We start from the raw sequence: 20,205 nt of genomic DNA, 5'->3' as shown, positions 1-20,205 counted from the left end.
CACAAGCCATGTCGTGATAAAACTTTGATCTAACGAGCAATCTACGAAAAGTGAGAACCGAAGCCGTGTTAAATCTAAAACAGAGCGTTAAGAACAACCTGCCTTTCATTTTATTTATGGTTTTGCTTTTCTCGTTTCGAAGCAGTGTTGCTGATTGGTATTATGTCCCTACAGGCTCTATGGAGCCCACCATTCAAGTAGGCGACCGCGTAGTGGTTGATAAATCAGCCTACACGCTAGAACTGCCGTTCACAGACGTTGTTGTCGCGAAAACTGGTAACATCAATCGCGGTGACATTGTAATCATTGACAGTAATGCAGCTGATACCAGACTCATTAAACGTGTGGTTGCCATTGAAGGTGATAAGGTCAAATTAGAAAACAACGTTCTTTTTATCAATGGTGAAAAAGCAACGTTAAGCGTCAAAGGTCACAATCTTTATTCCGAGCAGATTTTAGGCCAAACACGAACCATAGCGCTTAACCCATTACCTAGCCCTGCGAAAAACTTTAACTTGATCACTGTGCCCAGAGATCACGTGCTGGCAATGGGGGATAATAGGAACAATAGCGTTGATTCTCGTTATTATGGCTTCATTCCAATTGAAGAAATTCAGGGCAAAGCCAACTCTGTTGCATTTTCACTAGATCCGGACGATATGTATTTACCGCGAAAAGACAGGCTTTTCACATCACTTCAGTAGGGCTGAACAATACCCTTACTTGCAAAAAGGCCAAGCTAGACCTTTACTTGCGTTCAATTTTTCTGCAAAAAAAATCTGGTCAGATCTGATAAAGCGGTGATATTTACGTATATAAAGAAAAATGTAGGGGCAATTGCATATACGTAAATTCTTACTAATGAATTACAAATAGCGGTCTTGTTCCTTATCAAATTCCCATTTCCTCAACACCAATTAACTAAGCCGCAACCCTTTATTTTTACGCTGTTTTTAGTTTAACTTCACGGCCGCTTCATCCCGCTTCACATTTAAAAAAGTAATACATGGTTTACACACTTTGTAACCAAGTGTCACATCTTTCGTGTTTTCCCCTATTGCAACTTAAGTATTAGGAGTGCTATTCATAATTTTGCAACATCATCGTGTTGCAAAAACACACAACAAGTAAAATGGAAATAAGGAAATAACAATGAAACAAGGTCGTAAAGTAAGTGCAATTGCAGTGGGATTAGCACTTTCAGGATTAACCTCTCTATCTCCTGCGTATGCACAGCAAGCTGACGAAGAAGCAGCTAACCTTGAACGAATTGCAGTCACCGGTTCTCGTATCAAACGTACAGATATGGAAGGCCCTTCACCTATTCAATCAATAGATGCAACAATGATTGAAGGCATGGGCTATGAAAACCTTCAACAATTACTCGAGCGTATGCCGGCCACAGGTGCAGGTACCTTCTCGACACGTAATAACAGCCAAGATTCAACAGCCAATGGCGCGGCAGCGGTATCCCTCAGAGGTATGGGACCAGATGCAACGCTTGTTCTAATAAACGGACGTCGCGTGGCAATAAGTGCCTTTGCTGAAAGTATCACTAACTCATTCGTTGATATTAACTCTATTCCTGTATCCGCCATCGAACGTATCGATATCTTAAAAGACGGCGCCTCTGCGATTTACGGCTCAGACGCTGTTGCAGGTGTAGTAAACGTAGTACTGAAGAAAGACTACGAAGGTCTAGAGATTAATGCAGGTTATGGTGGTACAACAGGCCCAAGCTATGATGAGACCACCGCCAGTATTCTATGGGGCTCTCAAAGCGAAAAAAGCAGTGCTACAGTTATCATCGACTATTTCAACAACAGCACGCTTGGCGCTGACGAAATGGGTCGATTCGGAACAGCTAACCAATCACCTTATGGTGGTATGGACTTCCGTTCTTCACGAGGTTATCCAGGTTACTTCTATGTGGATGGTGTTAAAACTATCGACCCTGATTGTCCAGAAGATAGCGCAACGGCGTCTGGCAGCTGTCTGTTCGATTATGGCCCATTTGGTTTAACCATACCGGCTTCTGAGCGCGTAGGCTTTATTGGTCAGTTCGACTATAAAATTGGCGACGAAACCACAGCATTTATGGAAGTTGCAATGCAGCACAATACGTCTGAAGCAGGCGGTGCAGCAACACCTCTAGATGAAGATGCTGGTTTAACCGTTCCGGGTACTCATCCTGATAACCCGTTTGGACAAGACATTGAAATTGGTCGCTACCGCCCTGTTGACGCAGGTGCCCGTCGCTGGGATATCGAATCTGACACCCTTCGTTTAGTCGCTGGCCTTCGTGGCACGTTCAATGATTACGATTGGGAAGCATCTGTACAAAAAGGCCGCAGCCGTTCAGAACAAAGTGGTGATCAGTCACAAGGTTGGGTTCGCGTTGACTGGCTTCAGGAACAAATTAACCTTGGTAACTACAACCCGTTTGGTGGCGTTACTAACCCACAAAGTGTAATTGATGATATTACTACTAGCCTTGTGCGCCGTGGTGAATCTCGAATGACCAGCGTTGACGCTCACATTACCGGTGAAGCATTCAGCTTCGGCGACGATGTTGTCATGATGGCAGCAGGTGTTGAATATCGCGAAGAGCAAGTATCTGACGTTCCTGATGTTCAGTTCCAGCGCGGATTAATCTTCGGTACTGAATCGGTTTCTGCCTCTGCTGAACGCGACCAGTATGCTGCATACTTAGAGCTATCTATACCTTTAGCTGAACAGCTTGAGCTTCAACTAGCTGGCCGCTATGACCATTACAGTGACTTTGGTAGTACAACTAATCCTAAAATAGCATTACGTTGGGCGCCAAGTGATGAAGTAACCGTGCGCGGTTCATGGGCTCAGGGCTTTAGAGCACCATCTCTTGCACAAGTTGGCCTTGGCCCATCACAGAAAAGTGTTTTCTTTGTAGACAAATATCGCTGTGATGCAACAGGTCAAGATTGTGAATCGTTAGATTACAATATCGAGTTTGCGGGTAACCCTAACTTGGATGCAGAAGAGTCAGAATCTTGGAACGTAGGCGTTATCTACGCACCTATTCAAGAATTAGGCCTGAGCATTGATGTATGGAGTATTACGCAGGATAACAAAATTGATGAGCAGCAATTCGGTTTAGTTTACGACGCGGAATGTAATAACCAAGACAGCACAATCTGTGTTCGCTTAGATCCGCAGCCAGGCGAGTCATTAGGTGTAATTCAAAAGATTTTCAACACCTACCAAAACGTATCATCTCAAGAAGCGTCTGGTGTTGATTTCAGCGCTAACTACCGCATGGAGTTGCAAGAGTTCGGTAACGTACGCTTTAACCTTGATTGGTCTTACATGAACGAGTTCGAAAAAGACGGTCTTGAGTACACTGGCGAATATGGCTATCCAGAACACCGTTGGTTATTCGGCACAACCTGGTCTAAAGGTGCGTTCGATGCCAACTTGAACATTAGCTTTGTTGGTGAGTTTGAAGACACGCCTGACATTGATTTCGACGGTGTGTTGGACTTTGAAGAAAATACCTCTAGAACGGTTGATTCTCAAATGTTGGTGGACTTGCAGTTTGGTTACAACTACAGCGATAACCTTCGCCTTGTAATTGGTTCAAACAACCTGCTTGACGAAGAGCCTCCGTTTGCTATTGGTGATGGTGATGGCGACTTATACGGCTATGTAGGCGGCGTGCACAACCCGCGTGGCCGCTTCGTATACTCTAAACTAACTTACCGCTTCTAAAAGCCTATAAGACGAAAAGCGCTCAACGGCATTGCTTAACAATGGCATGCCTTGAGCGCTTTTTTTCATTCATGTATTAATGTGTGTTTAGAAAAAAAGATATTCAAAGAGCACCGTAGTAAGCCATGCGAGAATCACAGGCAATACAATCATCACATAAACCATCACCTCCGAGCCTACTGTTTCAGAACGCCAAGCGTCCATCATCTTTACCTTAAATCTACTCTTCAGTAAAAAAGTGTAGAAAATTATTAGTATCAATAAAACTAGAGTTTTTAGCATATAATTTATCAACTAATTTCTATGTTCTGACCTGCTCTAAAACTACAGACTTTTAAAGGCGTATTTAATTTGCAAGGTTTATTCGTCTGTTGTTTCCTCATACTGCGAATCGACGGCATTACCAATTGCCCCCCCACCAACTCCTAACCCTATGGTTCCTGCTAATCTTCCTACACTGCCGATAGGGTTGAAAAAGCCAGTGCCAGCCCCTGCTAAACCAGCTGACCAAAGTGATTTAGAACTAGCGCCGCCGCCTCCAGCTATAGCCGCTCCATAAACCCCTCCAATAGCTCCAGCAAAAGCGCCTACAACGTTAGCGAGCCATGCCCCATTAACTTGCTCTAGCTCTTCTTGTGCAAGTTCATTTGAATGTAAATGTGTTTTGCTTTCCATGGTACTTCCTTATATTTAATAAATTTAAGACTTTTCCGACACTGTATATTTCCAAAGCGGAAACTGTGCCGACAAAGCCACTATATCTGTAAAGATAAGAAAAAAGACCTGTCCCACATGCCTGATTAACAGCTACCTTTAGTAGTTTGATGAAATTTAAATCTTGTTTCGCATTTAACTCTCTAGTCTCGCATATAAAAAATGCCAGCTAAGCTGGCATTTTTTCTATATGTATTTACTTCTTTTGCAACGCTTACAATCCGAAATGAATAAGCACCAAATTACCTATTGCTGCACACAGCATAGCAAGGAAAGTCAGGATCATACCCGCGAAGCGCTGCCAGCTAACGCCTGAGTGACGACCTAAGCCATAGGCATGTAATACACGGCCAAATAACAGTGCGCTCCCCAATGCGTGAACAGCCCACACTTGGCCAGTATTAGCTTCAAAACACGCTATCATAATAAGGGTGATGGGTACGTACTCGCTAAAGTTGCCGTGCGCTCTAGTCAAACGACTTAGATCTTCATGGCCACCATCGCCAATTCCCACTTGATGGCGACGTCTGGCGCCAATGACTAAAAACGACAAATACAGGTAGCAAATACCCAGTAAGCTGGCGTAAAACGCCGTGATTGGCAAAACCATGGTCTACTCCACATGTTCTAGTTATATCGCGTTGTATTAATCAGCGCTTAATTCAACATTCATGGTTGTCATTAAACGTTATCCGCTAATAAGTTACAAGCAACAAAAAAGGCCGCCTAAGCGACCTTTTGTTGACGTTATTGGCATTTAACCTAAACGTTCAGCAAGTTCAGCACTCACTTCTTCAACTGGGCGTGTACCGTCAAGCTTGTGGTACTCACAGTTTCCAGCTTCCGCTTCAGCGCTGTAGTAGTTCACAAGCGGCTTTGTTTGCTCATGGTAAATCGCAAGACGCTTGCGCACTGTTTCTTCTTTATCGTCATCACGAACGATAAGGTCATCGCCTGTTTCATTGTCTTTACCTTCCACCTTTGGTGGGTTGTAAACAACGTGGTAAACGCGACCTGATGCAGGGTGTACACGACGACCACCCATACGTTCTACGATTACATCATCAGGAACGTCAAACTCGATGCAATGATCAACAGTGACACCTGCTTCTTTCATTGCGTCAGCCTGAGGAATAGTGCGAGGGAAACCGTCTAACAAGAAACCGTCTTTACAGTCATCTTGTGCAATACGCTCTTTTACTAGGCCAATGATAATCTCATCAGATACTAGTTTGCCTTCATCCATTACACGCTTTGCCTCAAGGCCTAGCTCTGTACCTGCTTTAATTGCAGCACGAAGCATGTCGCCCGTTGAAATTTGTGGAATGCCATATTTGCCCATTAAAAACTGAGCTTGTGTGCCCTTACCCGCGCCAGGAGCGCCGAGAAGAATGATTCGCATGAGTGCGTTCTCCGCTTATGATTTTTGAACTTTTTACTTCGGGCACTTTACACATTCAACACTGGGGTGACAAGTGTAAGCAGTACCGTAAAGTTAATCTTAAGACTAATGGCGAATATATGTTCAGCTTATAGGCACTTTTGTAAATTTGCGCCTACACCCATTCAGTAACTCATCCTATTTAAGATGAATAAGCTAACTCTTAATATGATTAACTTGAAATTTTAGACCGCCAAAATATAGCACAATAAAATGGCTAAACTTACTTTTGTTAGTCGTAGAAATAAAAAAACGGGCATTACGCCCGTTTTTAAATGTAAACCTAATGGTTTATTGCTTTATTTAGCTAACTTCATTAGAAGTGTGTTCAAGTTCTGTACAAAACTAGATGGGTCTTTCAAGCTCCCCTGTTCTGACAGTGCAGCTTGATCAAACAATACGCCTACCCACTGACTAAACAGCTCTTCATCTTGAGTATCTGCCAGCAGCTTCACCAAGCTATGCTCAGGGTTAAGCTCAAAGTGATACTTCACGTCTGGCACGGTCTGCCCTGCTGCCTGCATAAGCTTCATCATTTGCGTAGTCATGCCATTGTCATCTGCTACGATGACCGCAGGTGAATCTGTTAAGCGATGGGTAAATTTAACGTCTACAACCTTATCGCCAAGTGCAGTTTTAGCTCGCTCAAGAACACCTTCAACTTGCTTTTCTGCTTCTTCTTGCGCCTTCTTAGACTCTTCGTCTTCTAAGTCGCCTAAATCTAAGTTTCCTTTCGCAATTGAGACAAACTGCTTCTCGTTAAACTCAGTAAGGTGAGACATTAACCATTCGTCAATGCGCTCGCCCATCAATAGCACTTCAATTCCTTTCTTGCGGAAAATCTCAAGGTGAGGACTAGACTTGGCAGCTTGCAAGCTATCTGCTGTCACATAGTAAATCTTATCCTGGCCTTCTTTCATTCGCTCAATATAGTCAGCTAATGATACGGTTTGTGCATCAGACTCACCGTGTGTAGAAGAGAAGCGTAGCAAGCCGGCAATTTTCTCACGGTTACTGAAATCTTCAGCCGGCCCTTCTTTTAACACGTTGCCGAATTCATTCCAGAACGACTGATATTTTTCATTGTCGTTCTTCGCCATTTTTTCAAGCATCTGTAATACGCGCTTAGTACAACCTTGGCGTAGCGCTTGCGTTATCTTATTGTCCTGTAGAATTTCACGAGACACGTTAAGCGGAAGATCATTGCTGTCTAGCAAACCTTTAACAAAACGTAGATAAGTAGGCATGAACTGTTCGGCGTCGTCCATAATGAAAACGCGTTGAACGTAAAGCTTAAGACCATGACTTTGGTCGCGATTCCACATATCAAACGGCGCTTTAGAAGGGATATACAATAAACTTGTATATTCTGTTTTACCCTCTACTTTGTTATGCGCCCATGCAAGCGGATCAGCAAAGTCATGAGAGATATGCTTGTAGAATTCGTTATACTCGTCATCAGTAATCTCAGACTTTTCACGAGTCCAAAGCGCGGTGGCTTTGTTTACTACTTCCCATTCACCAGGCTGGCCTTCAATTTTTTCGCCATCAGGGCCTTCACTTTCAGGCACTTCATCTTTCCACATCTGCACAGGAATACTGATGTGATCAGAATACTTACTTACGATAGAGCGTAAACGCCATGCATCAGCAAATTCTTTTTCGTCTTCGCGTAGGTGAAGTGTAATCTCGGTGCCACGTGTAGGCTTATTGATCTCAGCAATAGTGAATTCACCTTCACCGTCTGAAATCCACTCAACACCTTGCGATGCATCTGCACCAGCAGCACGAGTTCGCACCGTAACTTTGTCTGCTACGATGAACGCAGAGTAAAAGCCAACACCAAACTGGCCAATGAGTTGTGAGTCTTTAGCGCTATCGCCAGAAAGTTTGCTAAAGAAGTCTTTAGTGCCTGACTTAGCAATTGTACCCAAGTTCGCAATGACTTCATCGCGAGTCATACCAATACCGTTATCGGTAATGGTGACGGTATTTGCTTCTTTATCGACGCTAAGCTTTACGTTTAACTCGCCATCGTTTTCGTAAAGACTGTCATTTTCTAGCGCACGAAAGCGTAACTTATCCGCAGCATCTGCCGCGTTTGACACTAACTCACGTAGAAAAATTTCTTTGTTTGAATACAAAGAGTGAATCATCAGATGAAGAAGCTGTTTTACTTCTGTTTGAAAACCGTGGGTTTCTTTTTGGGCTGCTTCAGCCATAATCCAATATCTCCTCGTTGAATGGATCACGTTTGATGTTAAACAGGTAAGGTCGCTCAACGCACTTTTCAACGTTTAGAACGAAAATTTATTTTTTATAAGGAGATTTATCTTCAATAAAGTTTGATGTTGAGTATTTTGTGGGCGAGCGATAAGAGAGAACGTGACGTAGGCCAGCCAGATGCGGACCCACGTTGAGTGTTTTAATTACTAAGAATCGGTATACCCCAATTTACAGTACTATAGTTTGCGGCGACCCGAAAATGCGTGGGTGAGAGTATTACCATCAATATACTCGAGCTCTCCCCCAACCGGCACGCCGTGGGCAATTCGAGACGCATCAACGTTATGGCTTGCACAAAGTTGAGCGATATAATGTGCCGTGGCCTCCCCCTCTACAGTCGGGTTTGTGGCGAGGATAACTTCATTTATCCCACCTGCGGCAAGACGAGCCTCAAGCTCAGTAAGACCAATTTCTTCTGGCCCAACGCCGTCAATAGGAGACAAATGACCCATAAGCACAAAATACTGCCCCTTGTAACTTAAGGTTTGTTCGATTGCTAGTACGTCTTGTGGGCTTTCAACAATACATAACAAGCCACTTGCTTCTCTTTCAGGGTGACGACAAATGTCACATAGCTCGTCTTCAGTAAATGTTCTGCAGCGCTTACAATGATGAATATGCTCCATGGCATTGTGTAATACGTTGCTTAAATCAATTGCCCCAGTGCGATTACGCTCTAATAGGTGAAATGCCATACGCTGAGCGCTCTTGTTGCCAACGCCGGGAAGACACGTTAGTGCCTGAATTAATTCTGAGAGTAGCGGACTGAACTTCATAGTATTTACTGCTTTGGTGCTTTTTCTTTTTGATTCGAGCTTTCGCGGTATTTAATCACGTTCCGCTTTGCTTGGTCGAGCTTAACTTCATAAATGTTGCCCCCAAATAACCCCTTGTACTCTTCATCGGTGAAAACCAGCGTGTTGTCGTCATAAAACGTCACTGCCTCTTTTTGTGTGACTACGCCTAAATCAATACGCGACACATCGCCACTGAAGAAGTTATCGCCTTCAAAATTTTCAAATAACCACAGGCTTGTTGAATCTAACAGCACCAGTTTAGTCCTATCAGGGCTTATTGCAGCCGATGTGATCCAGCATAACTTTTCAAGGGTGGTACAGGTTTTAAATTCGCCGATGAGCTGTGCGTCAAAGTTAGCGGCATGGTCCCCCACCTTATACAACTTGGTGATGCCATCGAAGGGTTTTGTTCTATTTTTTGTAAACAGGTAGAGGTTACGCTTGTACTCTACGAACGCTTCCAAATCGTAGTTCTTGTCTTTCGGTTTTACTTTTCCTTTTCCCATTTCCGGGTAAGTAAACTTAATGATTTCTGCTTCTGTGGTATCGGTTTTTATGTCAATGGGGTTTTCAATTTTATAAATCGTTAACCAGCGTCGCTTGTTGTCATTGTTACCGAAGTCTCCCAAAAAGAAATGACCGAAACTGTTTTGTGTCATGTCTTCCCAGTCGACGTTTTTGGCATTTGTAACTGTCACTTCCCTCTCAATAGTTCCATCTTTATTGAGCATATAAAGGATAGGTCCATCGCCACTGTCGTTAATGGCCCAAAGCCTTTTGTATTTATCGTATTCTATACCTGAAATTTCCTTAAGCTTCGGGTCGACCGTTACTGTTTTCATTTTAAACAGGTCGTGAATACTCATAAAAAACAACACGGTTGCGATGGGTAGTAAAATAACCGTGGTGATAACTAAGCCTTTCCTTAGCACTACTAAAACCTCTATTTTAACGAGTTAACTTTCGCGATTAGCGGTTAACTGAACACGTTGAGTTTTCTGAAAGATAAAAAACGCAATGATACAACGATCATTCAACTATTTGGGACACTTTTTCTACGGAACAACGGTTAAATGAGATTTTACTGTTAATGTCGATAAGTTGGGCATGCGCTCAATATTTGTAAGCTGTGTATCAGCCCATAATTATCAACGTATCATGCTGAAAACAAGCCTAACCTTTATCAGTAAGTAGACGTTGACGTCCATCTTTATTGAATACGGTTTCATCGTGCTTTATGAATTTTTCAATGATTGACTGCTCATGGTCAGTAAATGCAGTTTCAAAATTTTGATGACCAACGCTCACTGTAGCTTTTTGCCCATTTGCTAACTTTTCGTTAGCCAGCGCTAACTGACTAATGAAATCATTTAACGATATCCGATTGTATGTAAAGATCCCGGGCTTACTCAATGATGCAGGTGTGAGTAAGTCATCATGTTCAAGCATAAAGGCGTGTTTGAAAATTGCTTGAGACTTTGTGAAGCAGGCAGTAGGGCTGCGCAGAGTAGCAGCTTCTGGAAGCGCTTTAATACGGATGCTCTGACCATTGTCTGCGGTTTGCCAAGTTACACCACACACACTAACACTAAATGCATCCACCTGATTAGCAGTTTCCTTTCGCGCTAGCGTTGAGACGGTATCCAATGCTTGAAGCTCAGCAAGAACTTGAGGTAAAGACGTCATTGAGAGCTTTTCAATTGTTATCTTTCCCGCGTTGGACTGATAAGTAAGCTTCAGCGTGTTCTCTAGATAGTAGACTTGGCCTGTGTCCTTCCAAAGGGATACAGCGGTATTATTGATAGACGGGTTTTCGACGGCACAATCACGTTGGGCCTGAAAGCGTTTTAACATTTTTGCTAACACAGCGTCCTCCCTCATTTCGAACTGCCACATTCTATTATTTGTGTTCCTTTGCTATGCGCAAGCTAAATGACTGAATGTGAAAGTGTTTTAATGTTACGGAAGAAAGGCCTGGTTGAACTATTGCTAAAAATACTTATTTAAAACTGATAGCACGTTAGATTTTACGTGCGTATACCGACACCACAAACGTTAATGATAACTATTATCATATTGTGAGGTGTGCGAGAATGGCAGCATGGCTTGATGACTAAGTAAGTAGGAAAACGAATGCGAAATCTTATAAACGCAACCGTAACCCAAGTTCACCATTGGAATGACACTCTGTTTAGTTTCAAAACAACGAGAGAATCATCTTTTCGTTTTGAAAGTGGTCAATTCGTTATGATTGGTCTTGAAGTAGATGGTAGGCCACTGATGAGGGCCTACAGCATCGCAAGCCCAAATTATGATGAGGAATTGGAATTTTTTAGTATTAAGGTGCCAGATGGTGCGCTTACTTCTCGCCTTCAAAATATAGAACCTGGTGACCAGGTAATGATTAATGTTAGGCCTACAGGTACGCTCGTGCCTGGTTTCTTGTTACCCGGAAAACATCTTTATTTGCTCAGCACTGGTACAGGTCTAGCACCATTTATGAGTATTATCAGAGATCCTTTCATTTATGAAAGCTTTGAAAAAATTATATTAGTTCACGGAACGCGGTGGCGCTCTGAACTTGCCTATCAAGACGAAATTGAGCACCAACTTCCTAACAACCCTTATTTCGGTGACGAAGTGCGTGAGAAACTCATTTACTATCCTACTGTTACGAGAGAAAGTTATGAGAAAAACGGTATCGCTCATGAAGGACGGATAACGAAGCTAATTGAAAGCGGAAAGTTGCTGGATGATATAGGTATGCCTGAATTAGACACTGAAAATGACAGATTCATGCTATGTGGCAACGACAACATGCTACAAGACCTTATGTCTATGCTAGACGGCAAGGGCTTCTCGAAAGCTAACTCGCGTCGTCAGGGGCATTATGTAATTGAACAAGCATTTATAGAAAAGTAATGCGCAACGCAATTGCCTGACCATCGGCAACATTTTAAGTTTTCAATAAAAATCGCCGGCGTGTTGCCGGCGACTTTCTATGATTTCACTCGCAAAATACTTGCAAGCTGTATCGCTTCTAGCTTTACATAATTATTTAAAACGGCATTTTGAAGCCAGGAGGTAATGGCATTCCGCCAGTTACATCACCCATCTTCTCTTTGCTAGTTTCTTGAACTCGACGTACCGCGTCGTTAAATGCTGCAGCAACCAAATCTTCAACCATATCTTTGTCGTCGTCCATCAATGACTCATCAATGTCTACACGACGCACGTTGTGGTTGCACGTCATGGTTACTTTAACCATGCCTGCACCCGCTTCACCTGTTACTTCAATTTTGGCTAGGTCGTCTTGTGCTTTTTGCATGCGCTCTTGCATTTGCTGCGCCTGCTTCATGATATTGCCCATTCCACCTTTAAACATAATTTTTGTCTCGCTTCGTTTTGGTGTTAATAATTCTGCTATCGCGCTTTAACCGAATCGGTTAGCACTGACGCATCGAAAGTCGATAGCAATGCTTGAATTGTATCGTCGGTTTTAATCACCGAGTGTGCATGCGCATGGCGCATGGCATGAATCTCTTGTTGTAACGCAAAAGGTGTAGATGCTGGTTCACCTAACGTGATATTTACTTCAACGTTTTCACCCAACCCATGATGAATTGCATCAACCAATTGCTTTCTCGCACTATCATTTAATAAATGCGTCTGACTGTGGTCAATTTCAAGGGAGACTTGATTACCCGCTCGAGAAAATGATGCGTGCAGCACCAATTGTTTGAGTAGACCAGCAACTGGCATTTGCTCAACTAGATTGCTCCATTCGTCAATTTGGCTAGCGTGAGTTAATTTGCTTCCGTCATTTAAGTACGCTTTTAACTGCCCGTCATAGGTACTGCTCAGCGGCGTATCAAAATTTAGAGCATCCCGCGCAAAAGACCGATCTCCCGCACTTTCCATCTGCTCAGGGGCACTGACGTAATTCGAACTGCTATCAGAGGGAGTTTCAACATAGTCAGCACCTTCAACGTGTTGAGGTGGGTGATTATCGTAATCAGTAGCCCAAGGTGGCATATCCTCAACAGGTGTTTCCGAGTTTGATTGCACCTCAGATTCGTCATTTGAAAAAGGCATATCCTCTTCAAATTCATCAAGCGAGAAATCGCTCGTGTTGTTTGAGCTAGAATGACTCTTTTCTGACTCGCTAGTATGCATAGTGTCAGAAGAATGCGCGTGAGTATTACCTAAAGACGAGCCTGAGTTTGTACTTTCCAGTTGAGGAGTGTCACCGCGCGCAACACTATTATCTTTACGTTCTGAGCCGTTATCTATACGCTCCGGGGTGTTATCTCTAAGCTCTGGGCTATTATTTAGCGGCTTAGGGCTATGGTCTTGCAGCTCACGGCTGTCTTCATGCCCAACGGGGTTTAAATCACCACTCTTGATTTCGTTATCAGCGTTAGCCTGCCCTGCACTATTATCGCTACCCTTGATAACTCCATGTGCAGTTTGTGCAGTACTCAAAGCCTCGGCTTTACTTCTGGTAAAGCGCGCTTGAATATCACTTGCACTTTCGGTCTTAGCATTTGCTGCGCTGGTACTTTTTGACTCTGCGTCTTGTGCTTTTCTTTGCTTTAACTTTTGACGAAGTGCCAACATATCAGCCGTAGAGGTAAGCTGCTCTTCGGCGGTTAATGAGGACGGTTCGTTCTCGTGTGCCAACGACTCGCTGTTTTTATCAGAGCCTTTAGCGTTACGAGAGCCCTCAGCGTCATGAGAGCCTTCAACGTTATGAAAACCTTCAGCGTCATAAGAGCCTTCAGCGCTTTGAAAACCTTCAAAACCTAAGGAACCATCATCTTCTGACGGAGGTGGCATATCGTCCATGTACGCATCTAACGGAGGTCCATCGAGATATTGCGCTGCTTCGTTATGGGGCGCACTGACTTCACTTGGCGTTGGTTCAAGCTCTGCAGCAACGCTTTCTGTTTGTACCGCTTGTACCGCGGTGTTTTCTACGGGTAGTTCTTCAATAGACGAAGTTGGAGCTGGCTTTACGGATTCATCATCATGTGAAGCATCACGCTCAAGTGCTGTAGTTTGAGTTGTCGTTGCACCTGACTCTGCATGAGGTAGCGCCGACAGAGTATCACTTCCACTCAACTCGCTTTCATCAGCGGCTGCATGTTCCTGTTCTTGCTGTGATTCAAATGGAGACGTAGATTGTTCTTGCTGCTCTTTTTCGATTATTGATGTAGCAAGTGAGTCTGGGGTAGATGTCGCACTTTCTAACGACTGTTCAGAGGTAGATTCAACCGATAGATGTGAAAGCCTCTCCTCCTGCACATTGGTTGCAGAAGTTTCGCTTAACGGCGCTTCCTCCTGCTTACCGACGTTTCCCGGGCCACCACTGGAAGAAGCATGATCTACAGGTAAACTATGCTCACTCCTCCCGTTTTCAATTTCACTTGCCGTGTCGTCGATGGGGGTATTTGGAGCAAACGACATCATTCGCATCAATGTCATTTCAAACGCACTTTTTCCATCCGCAGCAAACGGTAAGTCTTTTCTTCCTTGCAGTGCAATCTGATAAAGCAGCTGCACTTGCTCAGCTGGAATAGTTTTCGCTAATTGAAATATCGCTTTAGCCGATGTGGTTTCTAGCTTACATGCTTCAGGCACCCATTGCGTTAATGCTATTTGGTGCAGCAGGCTAGCCAATTCGCTGTGTACGTTGTCATAATCGGGGGCTTGCTCTGCGATGTCATTGACCAACTGCAATACATCAGCAGGACTTTTACTTACCACAGCATGAACCACTTTAAGCAACTGGTTCTTGTCCATCAGCCCCAGCATATCGGTTACCACCGATGCCAGCACTTGATTTCCACCCTGTGCAATCGCTTGGTCAGTTAAACTCAGCGCATCACGCATACTGCCTTGGGCGGCTCTTGCCAAAAGCGCTAGCGCTTGTGGCTCAAAAGGCAGCTGTTCATGCTCTAAAATATGCTGCAGCTGTCCAACAATCTGCTCCCGAGACATGGCTTTCAAGTTAAACTGCAAGCAACGGGATAAGATGGTTATCGGAAGCTTTTGAGGATCGGTGGTCGCCAGTAAGAACTTAACGTGTGGAGGTGGCTCTTCCAGCGTTTTTAACAGCGCATTAAAGCTGTGTTTTGAAAGCATGTGTACCTCATCGATAAGGTACACTTTGTAACGCCCGCGAGTGGGTTTGTATTGCACGTTATCAAGAAGCTCGCGAGTATCCTCAACTTTGGTTCTTGATGCAGCGTCAATCTCTAACAAATCAACGTAGTTCCCCTGCTCTATCTCTTTACAGGTGTTACATTGACCGCAAGGGTTTGCCCCTTGTCCTTCTTCGCAATTAAGGCTTTTCGAAAAAATACGTGCAATGGTAGTTTTACCTACGCCTCGCGTACCTGTAAACAGATAAGCGTGGTGTAGACGATCGTTATCCAAAGCATTTGAAATGGCAGAGACAACATGTTCCTGACCCACAAGTTCACTGAACTTGCCCGGTCGCCACTTCCTTGCTAGTACCTGATAACTCATTATTACGTATTTCGCCTTTTGCTAGTTATGCTTTATAGCGATTATTCGCCTTCAAACTCACAAATAGAGTAGCTTTCTATATCAAGCGTACTCAATTTCTTCTCGCCACCTAGGTCCGGTAAGTTAATAACAAAACCTGCATGGTTTACTTCACCGCCTAGTGAACGAATTAGTTTCGCAGAAGCGGCTATCGTTCCACCAGTTGCAAGTAAATCGTCAATAAGAAGGACTTTATCACCTGGCTCAATGGCATCTTTATGGATTTCCAATGTATCCATGCCATATTCAAGCTCGTAGCTCTCGCTAACTACTTCACGAGGAAGTTTGTTGGGTTTTCTCACTGGAACAAAACCAATGCCCATTTCGATGGCCAATGGCGCACCAAAAAGGAACCCGCGTGCTTCAGTACCTGCTATCTTGGTAAATCCCATACCTTGATACTTTTCTACAAGTAACGAGATACAGCTACTAAATGCTTTGTGATCTTCTAAAACGCTGGTCACATCTCTAAATAAAATACCTGGCTTTGGATAGTCAGGTACGGTTTTCACTACTGATTTAATATATTCTGCAGTCACAATTATGCCTTGAATGTCTGCGTTATAACCAGAAGGTGAACCAGCCGGCGATGATATGCATCAACGGGAACGCGATTAGAGTTACTAGCGATGCTAGAAAGTACCACTTGTTATAGACTTCTTTGAAATCTGAATTGTCAGCCATTTGCACTACCTAAACAATTTTGTGAACAAAAAAATGGTGCTAAATGTTAATCGAAAGCAAGCCCGATTGACAGCGCTAATATGATCGATCGCTCACTTTCAGACCAGATCCTGGCGAAAGTTTAATATAAAGCAGGTAAATAGTAATGGTTACTTAGGATACTGGAAGCAGTATTCCTTTTTGTAACATGTCAGTGAGGGTCTGGTTCATACCATTTATAAGCACGTTTGAAGGAATTTGGGGAAGTTGTTGGCACAACGACTCAGCTAATTGTTCTATTTCCATTCCCAGTTCATTTTGTTCCAGCGTGTTGACTAAAATAGCCGTCACCGGATTAACATGAGTAAATTGAACGTCAAACTCACGGTCTCTGTAAACAACGTAGAACTGCTGTTCTTGGGCAGGTTGCTCTGGGATATAATCCTCACCAATTAAATGGACTTCAAACTGATATGCCGCCAACGAGGCATACGGTGACACTCTAATGGCGGAAACATTGTTTTCTTGCTGATAGAACTCAACATTATCTTCATTTTTTCTGATACTAACGTCAAGCTCAAGCCACTCATAGTGAGCAAGTTCCGCAGCAAAGTCGGGCAGAGTAATATCGAAGGTTGGCTCTGTTGAAAGGTACTCAACGAACTCTTTACTTATTTCAGCAAAATAAGGAGAGCGGCATTCGTGCTCAATAAAAAATTGACGCACAATACTCTCCCATCCTTTTTCACCATACTGTTTTACCACAATAGATTTTAAAACGGGAAAACCGGTACTGACGAAATTATCGATGTTGTTAAAAAACAGGTATTGATAAATTTTCATACGACGAATGTGATCAGCGTCGGTATCACAAAATGTCTGTGGGTCTTTGATCGCATCAACGAACGTTTTTTGAGTGGTTTGAAATGACTGAGTCACGCGACACTTCCTTTCACGTTTGATGCTTGAACAGCTTCGCATTTTGCTTGAATTTGCTTAATTTTCTTCACTTCCGCTAATAATTCGCTTAACGGGGGAATATTAAAATCACGCTCTAGCAAAGTCGGAAATACGCCGTGAGTAAGGTAAGCATGCTCCAACAGCGCCCAAACTGGCTCAATGACATCAGCCCCGTGAGTATCAACTTTCAAATCCTCTGCTTCATCATAATGACCAGCAATATGGCCATACACAATTTTGTCTGAGGGCAAACCGTTAATGAACGCTTTCGCATCGTATTTATGGTTGATACTGTTCACGTAAACATTGTTTACGTCGAGAAGCATTTTGCAACCCGATTCTTTTAGTATGCTCTTGGTAAATTCAAGCTCATCCATCTCTTGGCCTGGCGCAATGTAATAAGAGACATTTTCTAAGACCAGCGGTCGTTCAATGATATCTTGAACTTGAACAATTCGAGATACTACATGCTTAATCGCGTCTTCAGTAAAAGGAATTGGCATCAGATCGTACATATGCCCGTTGCCAGAACAAAAGCTTAAGTGCTCGCTATACAATGCAATATTGTTTGCATCTAAAAATCGCTTAACGGTTTTTACAAACTCGACATCTAGTTTGTCGCTACTTCCGATAGACAAAGATAAACCATGAGTTGTAAAGGGAGCTTGCGAAGACGCTTGCTGAAATTGTTCTTGGTACTTCCCACCAAGTGGGATCCAATTTTCAGGGGCTACTTCCCAAAAATCGACTTCAGATGGCAATGTAGGTAAAAGCGCTTTTAGCATTTCCCGACGAAACCCAAGACCTGCGCCACAGATGTTTTTCATATCTTCCCCTTTACCGCATGGGATTGCACAATAGTAACGTACGTTACTAGACAAAAAAGGCCATCATTCGACAGCCATTTTTTGCTAAGCGTAACTCGTGTAGCCTTCATCAATCTTTTTCAAGCTACACGATGTTTTTTGAATGGCGGTTACATGCTACCGCATTTGCCTTCGCCGCACTTGCCTTCTTTACCAGTTTTCTTGTCGCCGCCACATTTACCTTCGCCGCACTTGCCTTCTTTGTCAGCTTTCTTGTCGCCGCCACATTTGCCTTCGCCGCACTTGCCTTCTTTGTCAGCTTTCTTGTCTCCGCCGCACTTACCTTCGCCACACTTGCCTTCTTTTTCAGCTTTCTTGTCGCCGCCACACTTACCTTCGCCGCACTTGCCTTCTTTCTCTGCTTTGTCGCCGCCACATTTTCCTTCGCCACACTTGCCTTCAGCAGCGAATTGGCTGTAACCAGATTCTAATGCTTGCATACCAAATGGATTTACATCTGCTACTGCAACCGTTGACGCCAAAGAGCCAATTACAACTGCACCCAACGCTGTCGCTACTGATGATTTTTTGATTTGTTTCATTGATGTACCCTCAATAATATTAGTCATGTTTGACGTACAGTAAGCACGTGTACTTTAAAAGACCCTGTGGACTTAAAGGATATTTCACAAAAATTAATTTTTTTACAATTAATTTTTATGACATTGATATTCAAAGGTTTTATATTAACAAAAGTGCATCTGCATACTTTTACAATAAGTTAACAGAAAAAGTTAAGTACAGTACCTACAAAAAGTACAGGGTAAACGCGGTGAACCAACAATTTTATCTAGGTCAATGGCAAGTCGATGCAACCAGCAATACTCTATCTCTCGGCAAGCTTAAGAGGACTATAGAGCCTAAAACCATGGATGTTCTGCTGCTGTTGTGTCAGCAAAAAGGAGAAGTAGTAGCCTCTGACGAGATCGTTGCTCAGTGCTGGCCTAAACATATTTGTTCACTGCCTCGAAATTTAGCTTTATACAAAAGCGTATCAGCCGCTTGCAACAGAGAAGTTATGTTCTCATAACAAAGATTTTCTTTCGTTGCCACTCCCATATTAACGGTGAGCTTTTTATTCGACACGAGTATGAAGTGCCTGACACTGAGTGGGGCACGGAGCCGATCGATTCGTATAGGCAACAGTTGTGCAGCTTGGTAAGGAAAGAGTTATTTATTCGCACTTCGATAGAATTCTAATATTGTAGAGTCACTTATATGTGTAGTAACCAGATTCAAACTATCAACAAGTTCATCTTTGTACCTGCTGTGATTTGAAACTGCAAAATAGGAAGGTACGGTCAATTTGTCTGAAATACTTACCTTAACCAATCGACTACCTAATGCCTCTGTATAAAATTGATAGGGTTGTTTGTAGCTAATTAGATGAGACGTTCTTCCAACATCAAAAAGGTGAATCGCGTCGCTACTTGTCGGCATATCAAAAAATTCTAAACCTTCTTGCTGAAGTGCCTGTCGAATTCCTAAATAGTCATAGCCGCGAATTGCCGAAATTGACTTATCATCCGCAAGTTGTCCGTTATGTAGAAGTACAATAGCTAAGTAAACAAATGGAGCGTCTATAAATGTAGCGTTCTGATCTAACGCTGAAGTACCTCTGACATTAATTGTGAGATCGACTTTCCCGGTCTTCACACGTTCAAACAAACGAGCCGAAGGCATGCATTCAACTAACACGTGATAATTCATTTTAGTCAATATGGCTACAGTTGCATCTATCGCTACACCATGACAACGCGAAGAGTCGGGTTCTTTAATCACTAATGGTGGGAACTCAACGACACCAAGCGTAATAGACTTTTCTGTTTTTAAATTTTCTTCAGAGCTTGCGCAATACGCCCAAGAAATAAGAATTAAGCAGTAACCTAAAAGAACCTTACGTTTCACATTTTTACCGATTTATTCACTGATAAATTATTTATATAGGATTTTGTGAATAAATTATAGGAAGGAGATGTTATTACTAGATCTCTCCCAGTCAAAATATGCTTACAGCACAAGCACACAAGAAATGGGGTCAGAGTCTGAGGTATCCCCACAAATAATATAACGATATCAGCGAGATAAAAAAGATAGGAACATTCATGACGTTTGGTGATCAGATCAATCGCCAAAAATCACTGAGGCCAAACAGCCA

General features: G+C 43.1%; 19 protein-coding genes and 1 pseudogene. 4 read left to right on the top strand and 16 right to left on the bottom strand.

Annotated features, from left to right (window positions below):
• Positions 1 to 50: 50 nt before the first annotated feature.
• Positions 51 to 704, top strand: a complete 654-nt coding sequence (lepB, locus tag MHM87_RS06715; protein WP_061486123.1) for a signal peptidase I — start codon at positions 51 to 53, stop codon at positions 702 to 704.
• A gap of 448 nt (positions 705 to 1,152) precedes the next feature.
• Positions 1,153 to 3,747 carry a TonB-dependent receptor gene (locus tag MHM87_RS06710; protein ID WP_156078560.1) on the top strand — a complete coding sequence of 865 codons (2,595 nt, stop codon included), beginning with the start codon at positions 1,153 to 1,155 and terminating at the stop codon, positions 3,745 to 3,747.
• A 360-nt stretch (positions 3,748 to 4,107) separates the two neighbouring features.
• Here the strand turns inward: MHM87_RS06710 and MHM87_RS06705 are convergent, their stop codons facing one another.
• The 7 genes from MHM87_RS06705 to MHM87_RS06675 form a co-directional block, all read right to left on the bottom strand.
• The gene (locus MHM87_RS06705; protein ID WP_156086625.1) at positions 4,108 to 4,422 is read right to left on the bottom strand and encodes a hypothetical protein; all 315 of its coding nucleotides are present in this window, start codon (positions 4,420 to 4,422) and stop codon (positions 4,108 to 4,110) included.
• A 253-nt stretch (positions 4,423 to 4,675) separates the two neighbouring features.
• Entirely contained in the window at positions 4,676 to 5,071 is a 396-nt protein-coding gene (locus MHM87_RS06700; protein ID WP_014976958.1) for an MAPEG family protein, read from the bottom strand.
• Between the two features lie 147 nt (positions 5,072 to 5,218).
• Positions 5,219 to 5,863 carry an adenylate kinase gene (adk, locus tag MHM87_RS06695; RefSeq protein WP_014950043.1) on the bottom strand — a complete coding sequence of 215 codons (645 nt, stop codon included), beginning with the start codon at positions 5,861 to 5,863 and terminating at the stop codon, positions 5,219 to 5,221.
• A gap of 338 nt (positions 5,864 to 6,201) precedes the next feature.
• Positions 6,202 to 8,124, bottom strand: coding sequence for a molecular chaperone HtpG (gene htpG, locus MHM87_RS06690; RefSeq protein ID WP_239258194.1), 1,923 nt, complete (start codon positions 8,122 to 8,124; stop codon positions 6,202 to 6,204).
• A gap of 240 nt (positions 8,125 to 8,364) precedes the next feature.
• Complete coding sequence (recR, locus tag MHM87_RS06685; protein WP_014950045.1) at positions 8,365 to 8,964, bottom strand: recombination mediator RecR; 600 nt, start codon at positions 8,962 to 8,964, stop codon at positions 8,365 to 8,367.
• Positions 8,965 to 8,969: 5 nt separating this feature from the next.
• Positions 8,970 to 9,917 carry a hypothetical protein gene (locus MHM87_RS06680; protein WP_014950046.1) on the bottom strand — a complete coding sequence of 316 codons (948 nt, stop codon included), beginning with the start codon at positions 9,915 to 9,917 and terminating at the stop codon, positions 8,970 to 8,972.
• 241 nt (positions 9,918 to 10,158) lie between these two features.
• A complete protein-coding gene (locus tag MHM87_RS06675) occupies positions 10,159 to 10,881 on the bottom strand; it encodes a hypothetical protein (RefSeq protein WP_014976959.1) in 723 nt (240 codons plus the stop codon).
• Between the two features lie 237 nt (positions 10,882 to 11,118).
• Between MHM87_RS06675 and MHM87_RS06670 the strand changes: the two genes are divergently transcribed.
• Positions 11,119 to 11,907, top strand: coding sequence for a ferredoxin--NADP reductase (locus MHM87_RS06670; RefSeq protein WP_061486124.1), 789 nt, complete (start codon positions 11,119 to 11,121; stop codon positions 11,905 to 11,907).
• Between the two features lie 136 nt (positions 11,908 to 12,043).
• Here MHM87_RS06670 and MHM87_RS06665 read toward each other — a convergent pair whose 3' ends face one another.
• From MHM87_RS06665 to MHM87_RS06640, 7 genes are all read right to left on the bottom strand, one after another.
• Positions 12,044 to 12,370, bottom strand: coding sequence for a YbaB/EbfC family nucleoid-associated protein (locus MHM87_RS06665; protein ID WP_014950049.1), 327 nt, complete (start codon positions 12,368 to 12,370; stop codon positions 12,044 to 12,046).
• Between the two features lie 38 nt (positions 12,371 to 12,408).
• Positions 12,409 to 15,519: a DNA polymerase III subunit gamma/tau gene (dnaX, locus tag MHM87_RS06660; protein ID WP_239258192.1), complete on the bottom strand. Its 3,111-nt coding sequence runs from the start codon at positions 15,517 to 15,519 to the stop codon at positions 12,409 to 12,411.
• Between the two features lie 41 nt (positions 15,520 to 15,560).
• Positions 15,561 to 16,097: an adenine phosphoribosyltransferase gene (apt, locus tag MHM87_RS06655; RefSeq protein ID WP_014950051.1), complete on the bottom strand. Its 537-nt coding sequence runs from the start codon at positions 16,095 to 16,097 to the stop codon at positions 15,561 to 15,563.
• 22 nt (positions 16,098 to 16,119) lie between these two features.
• On the bottom strand, positions 16,120 to 16,242 hold the full coding sequence (locus MHM87_RS19870; RefSeq protein WP_256253717.1) for a hypothetical protein: 123 nt from the start codon (positions 16,240 to 16,242) through the stop codon (positions 16,120 to 16,122).
• A gap of 153 nt (positions 16,243 to 16,395) precedes the next feature.
• Positions 16,396 to 17,160: a putative DNA-binding domain-containing protein gene (locus tag MHM87_RS06650; RefSeq protein WP_239258190.1), complete on the bottom strand. Its 765-nt coding sequence runs from the start codon at positions 17,158 to 17,160 to the stop codon at positions 16,396 to 16,398.
• The gene (locus MHM87_RS06645; RefSeq protein WP_075177545.1) at positions 17,157 to 18,008 is read right to left on the bottom strand and encodes a DUF692 domain-containing protein; all 852 of its coding nucleotides are present in this window, start codon (positions 18,006 to 18,008) and stop codon (positions 17,157 to 17,159) included. The genes MHM87_RS06650 and MHM87_RS06645 overlap by 4 nt, the downstream gene beginning before the upstream one ends.
• 149 nt (positions 18,009 to 18,157) lie before the next feature.
• Complete coding sequence (locus tag MHM87_RS06640; protein WP_239258188.1) at positions 18,158 to 18,589, bottom strand: hypothetical protein; 432 nt, start codon at positions 18,587 to 18,589, stop codon at positions 18,158 to 18,160.
• 47 nt (positions 18,590 to 18,636) lie between these two features.
• On the opposite strand from MHM87_RS06640, the pseudogene MHM87_RS06635 reads away from it, so the two are divergent.
• A pseudogene (locus MHM87_RS06635) lies at positions 18,637 to 18,993 on the top strand (transcriptional regulator); the annotation flags it as partial.
• Here MHM87_RS06635 and MHM87_RS06630 read toward each other — a convergent pair.
• Positions 18,981 to 19,190, bottom strand: coding sequence for a diguanylate cyclase (locus MHM87_RS06630; protein WP_239258186.1), 210 nt, complete (start codon positions 19,188 to 19,190; stop codon positions 18,981 to 18,983). The pseudogene MHM87_RS06635 and the gene MHM87_RS06630 overlap by 13 nt on opposite strands.
• 27 nt (positions 19,191 to 19,217) lie before the next feature.
• Entirely contained in the window at positions 19,218 to 19,955 is a 738-nt protein-coding gene (locus tag MHM87_RS06625) for a transporter substrate-binding domain-containing protein (RefSeq protein ID WP_239258184.1), read from the bottom strand.
• Between the last annotated feature and the right edge of the window lie 250 nt (positions 19,956 to 20,205).

The sequence above is a fragment of the Alteromonas sp. Cnat3-28 genome (assembly GCF_022348265.1).
Classification (GTDB): Bacteria; Pseudomonadota; Gammaproteobacteria; order Enterobacterales; family Alteromonadaceae; genus Alteromonas; species Alteromonas macleodii.
This window is presented reverse-complemented; position numbering and strand designations above follow the sequence as displayed.

What these genes read in the sequence shown, in the direction of transcription:
- MHM87_RS06710 (WP_156078560.1), top strand. Translation starts at nt 1,153, where the DNA reads ATGAAACAAGGTCGTAAAGTAAGTGCAATTGCAGTGGGATTAGCACTT.
- MHM87_RS06705 (WP_156086625.1), bottom strand. Translation starts at nt 4,422, where the DNA reads ATGGAAAGCAAAACACATTTACATTCAAATGAACTTGCACAAGAAGAG.
- MHM87_RS06700 (WP_014976958.1), bottom strand. Translation starts at nt 5,071, where the DNA reads ATGGTTTTGCCAATCACGGCGTTTTACGCCAGCTTACTGGGTATTTGC.
- adk (WP_014950043.1), bottom strand. Translation starts at nt 5,863, where the DNA reads ATGCGAATCATTCTTCTCGGCGCTCCTGGCGCGGGTAAGGGCACACAA.
- htpG (WP_239258194.1), bottom strand. Translation starts at nt 8,124, where the DNA reads ATGGCTGAAGCAGCCCAAAAAGAAACCCACGGTTTTCAAACAGAAGTA.
- recR (WP_014950045.1), bottom strand. Translation starts at nt 8,964, where the DNA reads ATGAAGTTCAGTCCGCTACTCTCAGAATTAATTCAGGCACTAACGTGT.
- MHM87_RS06675 (WP_014976959.1), bottom strand. Translation starts at nt 10,881, where the DNA reads ATGTGGCAGTTCGAAATGAGGGAGGACGCTGTGTTAGCAAAAATGTTA.
- MHM87_RS06670 (WP_061486124.1), top strand. Translation starts at nt 11,119, where the DNA reads ATGCGAAATCTTATAAACGCAACCGTAACCCAAGTTCACCATTGGAAT.
- MHM87_RS06665 (WP_014950049.1), bottom strand. Translation starts at nt 12,370, where the DNA reads ATGTTTAAAGGTGGAATGGGCAATATCATGAAGCAGGCGCAGCAAATG.
- dnaX (WP_239258192.1), bottom strand. Translation starts at nt 15,519, where the DNA reads ATGAGTTATCAGGTACTAGCAAGGAAGTGGCGACCGGGCAAGTTCAGT.
- MHM87_RS19870 (WP_256253717.1), bottom strand. Translation starts at nt 16,242, where the DNA reads ATGGCTGACAATTCAGATTTCAAAGAAGTCTATAACAAGTGGTACTTT.
- MHM87_RS06645 (WP_075177545.1), bottom strand. Translation starts at nt 18,008, where the DNA reads ATGAAAAACATCTGTGGCGCAGGTCTTGGGTTTCGTCGGGAAATGCTA.
- MHM87_RS06640 (WP_239258188.1), bottom strand. Translation starts at nt 18,589, where the DNA reads ATGAAACAAATCAAAAAATCATCAGTAGCGACAGCGTTGGGTGCAGTT.